At 38.1% G+C, this 4,204-nt stretch carries 2 protein-coding genes; both read right to left on the bottom strand.

Annotated elements, in window-relative coordinates:
- Positions 1 to 2,057 (bottom strand): hypothetical protein (locus tag ACM55K_RS17385; RefSeq protein WP_416851599.1); only part of this gene is annotated, 2,057 nt, incomplete at its 3' end.
- Positions 2,058 to 3,179: 1,122 nt separating this feature from the next.
- Positions 3,180 to 4,204, bottom strand: a 1,025-nt coding sequence (locus tag ACM55K_RS17380; RefSeq protein WP_416851598.1) for a T9SS type A sorting domain-containing protein, incomplete at its 5' end; no start/stop codon positions are given.

Genomic DNA, 4,204 nt, shown 5'->3' with positions numbered 1-4,204 from the left:
GTTACTGCCACGGCTGTCAAGGCTGGGGCATCGTAAGTAGCCGATGTAGCTCCTGCAATGTCACTAAAACCTAAGTCACAACCTGCTGTAGTACCAATCTGCCATTGGTATGTAACAATAGCAGCACTACCTGAACCATCTGTCGTGCTGGTAAATGCAGCCGGATTAAATGGAGTACAAAGTGTCTGATTTCCTGCTATAACTCCAGAAGTAACATAATTTGGTGTCACTGTCAAACAATTACTGTTTGCAGAACAAGCAACGTTATTAAGGGTTGAAGTAGCAACCCTGCGGAAATTAGTGATCACGGATACAGCAGGAGCATCATAAGTAGCTGAAGTAGCGTCTGTAATATTTGTAAATGTTCCTGCACAGCCCGTTGTACTGATCTGCCATTGGTAAGTGATTACACCGTCACCTATAGCCGCTGTTGTACTTGTAAAGGCTGCAGGATTAAATGGAGTACATAATGTCTGACTGCCGGCAATTACGCCAGGACTTATAGCATTCACCGTAACAGTAAAGCTTTCTTCATCTGTACAATTAGGGGTTGTTCCTGTTGCATCATAGATATATATCGTCTGTGTTGAAGTTATTGATGCCCCTACAGCCAACTCGGTTCCTGTTCCGCCACTTCCTGTCCAATACCCTTCATTCCCGGTAAGGTTTGTTCCTGTAATGGCTGGCAAAACATAGGGTGTATCTGTAGAACATTTGGTAACATCTGTCAGATCATTTACATTTGGCGACAAACTCAAATTCAATTGAATTGGTGCCCCCGGGAAATCAAATAATTCAGAACTCGATGAACTTCCTGATGATCTTGTCACAATAAATACCGTGCTGATCACCGTGCATGAACTACCGAATATTGCCGTAAGATTGACGGCCCCTTCAGCATATTGATTTACGGCATAGGTTCCAGGATCGGTTCCAAACACATCAAAAGGCACCGGAGAAGGTACAGTGTTATTGGTACAGAAGACGGTATTAGGAACAATTGTAAAAGGTGTATATTCATACTGTAAAATACCCCCAGAAAAAACAGGATTACCTTTATTATCTAATTTTATATTCCATTCGTGGATAAATACGATAGCAGCCGCACCTCCCTGTCTAAATTCAATTGTAACTAATTTGTCTCCCACTGTACGACCTCCCTGGGTTCCTTCGGATATAAATCCGCCAGGAAGTGCTGGGTCCTGGAAACCGGTGATTGGTTGAACACCAGTCAGGGTATTAACGGGACCTAACTTGACGTTTGTCATTGACATGGTTTTCTGTAAAAACTCGAAAGCAATGAAAGCACTCCCATTGGTAGTCTGACGGTCACCGGCAAAAAGACACCATAAATCAGTTGATTTTCCTTCGGGAATACCAGGGATGCCTGGAGCGGGCAGAACAACACCTGAAGCGGGGAATAAAACTGGATCACCAAAGGAAAAATGAACGCCGCTATTTTGGATTTCACCTTTGTTTGCACTACTTCCCGGGCCCCATTTATAGGTGTTTGGATTATCATTCACTTTATTAGTGCCGACGAATATGGTTAGGTCTCCTCCTAGTCCATCCCCGCCGTAATGATCCTTCAACTGGTAGGTTGAAGGGACAGATGCTGGTACGGTGGGTGGCCATAAAACAGCACCACTAGAGGGGTTAATCAAACCATGATTAATAGTATGGGCTGGGTCAGGTGTGCCGTTATTATAATAACCCCTGTCAAACAAGTCTCCAGGACTGAATCCATTTGAAAGAAGGGGATCATTAGGAATATGAGCATCTAGATTACCGTCAACCCCGGAACCATTTATGGGCGATGAAACAGGCGCCACACCTTGAATATTTATCTGTGCATTCGCCGTATACCCCGTCATCAGGATTGCCCCCAACATAAAGGACAAAGCAAGCGACTGGTGCCAAGAATTGAGGCATAGCTTTGACAGCCTATGAATAGAAGTCATAATAGTAAGACTCGAAAAACCTGCGTTGAAACGCCAGGAAAAAGTGAGACAATAGTCTTGCACACTTTTTATCGTATAAAAAATAAATTTTTTCATAATAAAAGTATTTTTAGACCATAAATTAGAAAAAAAGAAAGTTTACAGACTGGGGAAAGAAAACCTAAAGAAACACAAATCACCCTCATAAATACATTTATGAAGTACTCCATCATCCAAAAGACATTCTATTGTGGGGAACAATACTGAATTCTTTCATTAACCCAAACATCGCTTAAGTGGCAACTTAAAGCATTGAAATTAACAAAATAGGTCTGAAACAAAAGTTTTCAGACTTGGGGAGAAAACTTGCAGAGAAAAAAACACCTTCATAAATACATTTATGAAGTAGTCCATCATCCAAAAGACATTCTATTGTGGGGAACAATACTGAATTCTTTCATTAACTCAAAACATCGCTTAAGTGGCAACTTAAAGCATTAAAATTAATAAGATAGGTCTGAAACAAAAGTTTTCAGACTTGGGGAGAAAACTTGCAGAAAAACGAGACATCTTCAAAAAATAATTTAATGAAGTAGTCCATCATCCAAAGGATTTTTATTGTGGGGAGCAATAACTAAATACTTTTATTAATCTGAGAATCACTTAAAAAAGCAACCTTACAAACTCTAATCTAAAATAATTAGCATCGAAATTAATAAAATAGGTATAAAAGAAAAGTTTTCAGACTTGGGGAGAAAACTTACAGAAAAACGAGACATCTTCATAAACAAATTTTTGAAGCACTCCATCATCAAAAGAATATTTTATCGTGGGGAAACAATAACAAAATTCTTTTTTCACCTTTAAACTGCTTACCAAAACAGCTTAGAATTGCATTATTTTTTTTTCTATATTAAAGATAATCAATGATTACAACACCATTTAAAAAGCAAAAAAAAATCGGATAAAGAACAAATATATCCGATAAAAAACCTAATGATTAAGAAAATTACTATGCAAAAAAAAGGGTTTTTAATCAAAAAATAATCATTTAATTTACTGATTGTCAGTATTTTAATAAAAAAAATATCTTTTAATTATTATTTAAATCATGTATTAACCAGTGATAAAAAAAAACAACACTAAAAAGACATAAAAAAACCTCGAAATTTTTACTTTCGAGGTTTAATTTTATACTCTAATCCGTTTCATTTTTTGGACTAGATGATTACTAAAAAACTACTTGGAAGTCATTACTTTTTTCACACTGCTTCCTCGATCAGTAGTTACTTTCACAATATAAACCTGTTCTTGACCTTTATAGGAATGAAGGTGTAACGTAATTTCTTTGTTCAAATAACTATTGGTATCTGTTTTTGAAAGTACTGAAATCCCTTGTGCATCATACACATCGATAACCACATCAGACACATAATCAAAATCGTATCTAATCGTAAGCTTATCTTTAAAAGGAACCGGATAAGCAGTAAAACCAGCGGTATTACTCGAACCAACTTCTTTATGAGTAGCACTAGTTCCGCCCAATGGACAACCTGTATTGTTAAGGATATCCAATTGAGTTGCTAATTTTCCAGGTTCAGCTCCTCCAGCTAAATACGCTGCATTAACAGCATCAATTACTGATTGAGTATTACTACCATAAGGTGCTGGAAAATCAACTTCATCACTACAAGCATTCAATAAAGCGGCTACGCCTTGACGAGCTAAATTATAAATACCTCCACCTCCTAAATTTAGAGCTTCTAATAAAGTTAAATTAGCAAGATTAGACGGTGCATTTACAAACACATCACCAAACAACATGGAAGGAGTATAAGAAGAACACCATCTGTCAGTATGGTTTTTCCAATATCCTAAAGTACATCCTTCACAGGCAGGTACTATAATACTTTGGCTGCATGAAACTGATGTATTACCACAGGCGTCAGTGGCAGTCCAGGTTTTTGTATAAGTCACTGAACCATCCGCATTATTTGTTGTAGTAACACCCAAATCATTAATAATTGGATTTGGATCACAACTATCGCTTGCTGTTGGAGTACCAAAGACTGGTGTTGCACCACATGCAGCTGTTTGACCAGCTGGACAAATAAGAGTCGGTGGTGTAATATCCTGAACATTGATTCTTTGTGAAGCTGTTGATCTGTTTCCACAATCATCTGTTGCAGTCCAAGTTCGGGTCACGCTGTAATTACCCGGACAGTTGCCTGGAGTAGTTACATCGGCAAAGGTCAACGTCACCG

Origin of the sequence: Flavobacterium arabinosi, assembly GCF_048158725.1 — a bacterium.
In the GTDB taxonomy this organism is placed as follows: Bacteria; Bacteroidota; Bacteroidia; order Flavobacteriales; family Flavobacteriaceae; genus Flavobacterium; species Flavobacterium arabinosi.
The sequence above is the reverse complement of the archived record's forward strand: the minus strand, read 5'-3'. Positions and strand labels throughout refer to the sequence as shown.